The sequence below is a fragment of the Desulfobotulus sp. genome (genome assembly GCF_034006065.1).
In the GTDB taxonomy this organism is placed as follows: Bacteria; Desulfobacterota; Desulfobacteria; order Desulfobacterales; family ASO4-4; genus Desulfobotulus.
In genome coordinates this window covers 1-5,897 of record NZ_JAVETM010000090.1, presented here as the reverse complement: position 1 = coordinate 5,897, position 5,897 = coordinate 1, and the positions used below count along the sequence as shown (strand labels likewise).

Below are 5,897 nucleotides of genomic sequence, written 5' to 3'. Positions count from 1 at the left end.
AGGTTTTCGGAGATGGGGGAATTGCTGTTACCCCCATCCCGGATGCCCTCGGAAGAATCCAGGAGTCCACCATCATCAGCGAGCCCGCCATGACCTACCTTGTGGCCCAGAGCCGTACCGAAACGGCAAAAAAGCTGAACAGGTGGATTCACGGGGATATCCTCCCCTCCATCCGGCGCACCGGGGCATATCAGGTCTCCCGCAACGACCACCCCCTCAAAATCCTGATCCAGCAGGATTTTTGGGCAGCGGAATGTGTTGCCGACATGCTCCGGGTTTCCGATGACTCCCGGCTGGCCCTTTGTTATGCCATCTATGACCGCCATGGTCTGGATAAATCTGTACTGCCCCAGTACACGGAAGCACCCCGCCAGCGCATGTCCGCATCGGCCCTTTTAAAAAAACACAACGTGGACATGAGCACCATCAAATTTAATCAGCTCATGGTGAACAATGGGATGCTGGAGGAGCGGGAGCGCACCGGAGCCAGTGGGGCGGCCAGAAAATTCAAGAACCTCACGGATCTGGGTTTGGCTTTTGGTGAGAATATGGTTTCCCCGCAAAACCCCGGAGAAACCCAGCCCATGTATTATGAAGATGCCTTTGAGGATCTTCTCATGACCCTGACCATGGGGAAATCCCAGGAGCCGTGAAGGGTGCTCCGGAACTGATCCATAAAGAAAGCCCCTGCAACCTTTTCGGTGCGGGGGCTTTTTGCGTCCGGGGGTTCAGCGGCACTCTGGGGCAGGCAGTGGGTTCTCATTTTTCCACATCAAATGATGTGGAAAAACAGGAACTGGAGAAAGATTTCGGGCGGTACCCTTTTCCTTCTTTATTTTTTAAAACATAGCCATAATTGCAGCAATTGCGGCTATGGAACCGATAATGGTTGTCAGGATAAACCTGAAAGTGTTTTTACGTTGTCGTAACAGACTTTTATTTAATTCTTCACGGGCAACATTAAGCCTGCAAGCTATCTCAACTAAATTTTCTATGTGTTTTTCAAGTGCAACATATCTTTCTTCACGGATCTCATGGGTGGCAATTTTACTATTCACTTCTTTTTTTATATTTTCGACATCTCTCATGAGTGCCTGATAATCATTTACAATGGCACCAATGTTGACAAGCCTGTAATCTTGCTGGAACTCCCTGATTGTCATCAGGGCCAGGTTAATTCTGTAATCGTATGCATCAAAGAGAGCACGCTTGCAATGGTTCTTTGCCTTAGACAGATCCTCTGCATTCTTGCATTGCAGGTATTGGGTCAGATGATAGCCTGCGTAGCGAAGCTCATTGATAACAGGAACAACCATATGACTGGTTGTATTTTCAATTTCTTTAAGAACAGCTTCTGTTTTACCAAAAAGCCTGACGATGGACTGAAGGTCTTCATCAGACTCATTTTGGGAGACAGCTTTATTTTGAGAAGACATGTGTCAGATTTTTTTTCTTGATTACGTCAATATCATCCTGAGTGACATAGTTCCCCATCTGGAGATTTATGTTTCCCCGCGCTCTTCTCATGGTGAAATGACGCATATGTTCCCGAATAAATTTTTTCCCGTCAAAAACAGGGACCTGAGGGAAAAACAAGCGATAGTATGTTGCCAGTATATTCATCTCTTTTCTCATTTTTTTATTTTGCAATACGAAGAAAGCCAAAAAATCAAGGGGTTTGGTAACAAAAAAAGCCATGATTTGTCAACATAAAAGCATAAAAGGGGGGATACCATTTCCTGTTCCTATTTGTTTCTGTCCATATAGCTTCTGATGCCAAAGCCGCTGCCAAGGCCGCCAAGGAACACGGCAAAAAGTTTGATGACCTCCCGGTACAGTTCCTTGTCTGAGCCGACCAGAAAAACGGTGGCGAATATGAACAGAACGGCAAAGACAAGAACGTATATCAGGGTGTATTTTCTGTTTTCTGCGGCATCCCTGAAAGACCTTTCATCATCTTTTTCGGCAAGTTCCAAAATTCTGGTGATGTGGGTTTCATTGATTTTGTCCACAAGGGGATGGGGAACCGGTCCCAGCCTGTGCATGGACATCCCGATTTCCAGAACCTTCCTTGCTTCCGGGGGAAGCCCTTTAAGCATCTCCGGCTCCACAAAACCCACGTCATTTTTTTCAGAATACCCTTTGCCTTCTTCTGGGGCGGTATCCTTTGTGTTTGTTTCCGTATCCGTCATTGCAGCAACTCCCGAAGGCGGCCTGAGCTGATTTTACTGACCAGCACCTTTTCAATGCGTTCGGATATTTCTGCACCAGAGTAGGATGCAGCGGCCTGCCGGACAAGGGCATCAAAGGCCTGATCATCCATATGCCCTTCATTGCGGAGACGTACCATATACCGGATGAGATTCTGAAAAGCGGTACGCCGGGCCTGAGCAAGGGTGTCGCTTCTGTCGTCATCGAAAGCCATGGAGACAAAAGGATGCTTCCCTGACTGTCCGTATGTGTTCAAATACATATGCCCTCCGGAGCACGGATGGTTTATTGCACGTAAAAAAATCTGCTGACAGCAGTATAGCATGATGGACGGCAGGAGCAATGCCTGCTCGTTTATCCGGATCAGTGGTAGCCATTCCCGCAGATCATGACAAGGTTTTTATGCCTTACACCCTCCACCCCCCGTCAAGCAAAATCTTGCCCCATTCAGCAAAAAAGAACCCCCATCCACGCACATCTGAGCACCATCTAAAAAAAGCCCCCCATCCCGGCCCTATACTCCCCGCAGAAACTGTCCGTTTTTCTGCGGGGATTTTTCCCCGCCTTACCCATAGGCGAGGATGCCATGCCCTTCCGGATGCTGGAACTTCTCAAAACAGAAATCTGGGCCGCTGCGCCTTCGGCTTTAGATGCCCTGGCTTCGGCCCTGCGACACCCCAACGCCATCCCTCCTTCCCAAGCCCCGGATCCGGAGCCGTTCACCCGCTCCGGTGGTATCGCTCTTCTTCCGGTTACGGGAACCCTGTCGCCGGATTACGGGTATGCCGGGGCCTTTGCCCCCCTTCGCACGGGATACAAAGGCCTGCGGGATCAGTTTGATCTGGCCATGGCCGATCCTGGCATCCATACCCTGCTGCTCTGCTTCAACTCTCCCGGCGGCACGGTGCAGGGCTGCAAGGAGCTGGTGGATCACATGGCTTCGGCCAAGGCCGCATCGGGAAAACGGGTGGTGGGTTATGTGGACGGGGCCTGCATGTCTGCCGCCATGTGGCTTTCATCCATCTGCGATGAAGTCGCTGCCCCGGCCACGGCCTTAGTGGGCAGCATCGGCGTGTTGCAGATCCATACGGACTGGAGCCGCTTCAACGAAAAAGCGGGCATCACCTTTTCCTATCTTTCGGCGGGGAGTTTTAAGGCCCTGCCCAATGCGGATACCCCCTTAAACGATACGGGCCGGGCCTATGTGCAGGAGCGCCTGGACAGAATGTACGGCATTTTTACGGAATCCTACGCCAGCCTCCGGGGGCTTTCTCCGGAAGCCATCCGGGCCACGGATGGCCGGATCTATCTGGCGGAAGACGGCCTCAAAGAAGGGCTGGTGGATCGCATCACCCCCGGCCTTGAACCCTTTATGGCAGCACTCAGGGAGGAAAACATGGATGTGAACAAACTCAAAGCGGAGCACCCCGCCCTTTACGCCCAGATCAGGGCCGAGGGCGGGGATGCGGTGCGTGCGGAACTGGCACCGAAAATCAGCGCGGCCGGGGAAGACATGCTTGCCATGGTGACCATGGTGGCGGGGCCGGAAGTTTCGGGGAAAATCCGCACCCTTCAGGGGCTGGGCCTGAAGGCGGATCAGATCAAAGCCATGGCCGATGCCGGGCTTCTGGCTCTGGGTGGGCAGGCCAATCCCCAGACACCCACCCCTGCGGCCCCGGCTCAGAACCCAATGGCAGGCCCCACCCCGGCCCAGATTCTCGCGGCCTTGCAGGCGGCAACACCTTCCGCCGTTGCTGTGGGGGGATCGCCTGCGGGTGCAGCGGCCCAGCCCGGAGGCGGCCCGGATTTTCTGGCGCTGGTGGAAGGGCATATGGCGGCCAAAGCCTGTTCCAAAGGCGAGGCCATGCGGGAGATGCAGGCCAGGCACCCGGAAGCCCATAAAGCCTACATCCTCAGCCTTCAGAAAGGCGGTGCCGCATGAGTTTCGTTCTTGGGCCAAGATCCTACGAAGTGGGAACCGGCGGTGTGGAGTCTTTCCGCATTGTGCAGTTTGACGGGGGCAAGGTGGTTCTGAACAGTGCTGCCGGAACGCCCATCGGCTTTGCCACCACCTATGCGGCAGAAGGGGAACGGGTGTCTGTTCAACATCTTGGGGTGGACGGCACCTGGGAGCTTGAAACCGCCGGAGCCCTTAGCGCATTGGATTTGGTTTTTGCGGCGGATGGGGGACGGATTCAGGCCCTGCCTTCGGAAGCAGGAACCTACCGAAAGATCGGCATTGCCCTGAATTCGGCAGCCTCCGCAGGGGAGATCATTGAGGTGTTGCCCTATGATTTCCATGCCAGCGTGACCGTTTAGAGGCCCTCACCCCAGCCCTCTCCCAGAGGGAGAGGGGGTTAACGATGCCCTCACCCCAGCCCTCTCCCAAAGGGAGAGGGGGTTAACGATGCCCTCACCCCAACCCTCTCCCAAAGGGAGAGGGGGTTAACGAAGCCCTCACCCCAACCCTCTCCCAGAGGGAGAGGGGGCCTGAAGGAAAGGAAATACCATGCGCGCCACCAGCGGCAGTCTCATCTGGCGTCCCGATCTGGGCGCTACCGTACTCGAAACCCTCCGCGATCCCTCGGAGGGCTATATCGGCCTTTCGGTTATGCCCATTCATAAGGTCATGGCCAGAGGCGGCACCTATCCCGTGATTCCTGCGGAAGTGCTTTTTTCCGATGAAGACGTGGATCGCTCCCCCAGGGGCCGCTACCACAGGTCGGAATGGGAGTACGAGCGGGGGAAATATGCGGTGTCGGAAAAGGGCCACGAAGAAGCACTGGACGATGTGGAATGGGAAGAGCTTGAAAACCAGCGGGCCGGACTGGCCGAAGAAATCGCCACCCGACGCACCATGGCCATCATCCTCCGGGCGCAGGAAAAACGCATTGCCGCCCGTGTGATGAACCCTTCCGTATTTACGCCCCACAACGTGGCCAAAAAATGGAGCAACCCTGCGGAAGGAACGCCGGTGCAGGATATCCGGGACGGCAAGGCCGCTTTCCGCCAGCAGTGCGGCATGGAGCCGGATGCCCTGGTCATCTCCTGGCAGGTGGCGGAATGGCTGAAGGCCAATGGCGAGATCCGGGAACAGCTCAAATACACCTTCCCCGGCATTGACTTAAACCGCCTTACGGCGGATCAGCTGGCCCAGATCCTGAACGTGAAGAACGTACTGGTGGCAGGCGGGATGCGCAATGCCTCGCCCAAGGGCAAGCGGCTGGTTTTTGAAGACATCTGGACGGATGCCTACGCCGCGCTGGTGAAGATTTCCGGCAGCTACGACATTACGGAACCCTGTGTGGGCCGCACCTTTGTCTACGCCAAAGATGCCAGCACAGAGCCCATTGTGGAGCAGTACCGGGAAGAGGCCCTGCGCTCGGAGATCATCCGGGTACGCCATGACGTGGATGAAGCCTACCTGCGCTCCTACTACGATGATGGCCGCATCCGGACAGATGTCTCCGGCAAGTGCTGTTACCTCATGGGTGGAATCAAATAAAAGGGGTCAGACCCCTTTAAAGGAGACGCGGCGTGCGGATACCGGAAGAACTTTTTAAAGCCTGCATGGAAGTCGCACCCGCTGTTCTTCTGGCCATGCTGGGAGGGATGGTGAGGATGATGCAAAACCCCAAAGCCTTTTCATGGTGCTGGTTTTTCGGCGGGCTGCTCATGAGTGCCTT

6 protein-coding genes and 1 pseudogene are annotated in these 5,897 nt (G+C 54.7%); 4 read left to right on the top strand and 3 right to left on the bottom strand.

The features are described from left to right. Nucleotides 1-653: pseudogene (locus RBR60_RS16175) on the top strand (hypothetical protein); the annotation flags it as partial. Nucleotides 654-839: 186 nt separating this feature from the next. Here RBR60_RS16175 and RBR60_RS16170 read toward each other — a convergent pair. The 3 genes from RBR60_RS16170 to RBR60_RS16160 form a co-directional block, all read right to left on the bottom strand. Next, complete coding sequence (locus RBR60_RS16170; protein WP_320358713.1) at nucleotides 840-1,436, bottom strand: hypothetical protein; 597 nt, start codon at nucleotides 1,434-1,436, stop codon at nucleotides 840-842. Between the two features lie 309 nt (nucleotides 1,437-1,745). Continuing rightward, the gene (locus RBR60_RS16165; RefSeq protein WP_320358711.1) at nucleotides 1,746-2,192 is read right to left on the bottom strand and encodes a hypothetical protein; all 447 of its coding nucleotides are present in this window, start codon (nucleotides 2,190-2,192) and stop codon (nucleotides 1,746-1,748) included. Beyond that, entirely contained in the window at nucleotides 2,189-2,425 is a 237-nt protein-coding gene (locus RBR60_RS16160; protein WP_320358709.1) for a hypothetical protein, read from the bottom strand. Before RBR60_RS16160 ends, RBR60_RS16165 begins: the two co-directional genes overlap by 4 nt. A 372-nt stretch (nucleotides 2,426-2,797) precedes the next feature. On the opposite strand from RBR60_RS16160, the gene RBR60_RS16155 reads away from it, so the two are divergent. The 3 genes from RBR60_RS16155 to RBR60_RS16145 all read left to right on the top strand — a co-directional run bounded on the left by RBR60_RS16155 (nucleotide 2,798) and on the right by RBR60_RS16145 (nucleotide 5,716). Then, nucleotides 2,798-4,153: a S49 family peptidase gene (locus tag RBR60_RS16155; protein ID WP_320358707.1), complete on the top strand. Its 1,356-nt coding sequence runs from the start codon at nucleotides 2,798-2,800 to the stop codon at nucleotides 4,151-4,153. Beyond that, nucleotides 4,150-4,530, top strand: coding sequence for a DUF2190 family protein (locus tag RBR60_RS16150; protein ID WP_320358705.1), 381 nt, complete (start codon nucleotides 4,150-4,152; stop codon nucleotides 4,528-4,530). The genes RBR60_RS16155 and RBR60_RS16150 overlap by 4 nt, the downstream gene beginning before the upstream one ends. Before the next feature lie 190 nt (nucleotides 4,531-4,720). Continuing rightward, nucleotides 4,721-5,716, top strand: coding sequence for a hypothetical protein (locus tag RBR60_RS16145; protein ID WP_320358703.1), 996 nt, complete (start codon nucleotides 4,721-4,723; stop codon nucleotides 5,714-5,716). The last annotated feature ends 181 nt before the right edge of the window (nucleotides 5,717-5,897 follow it).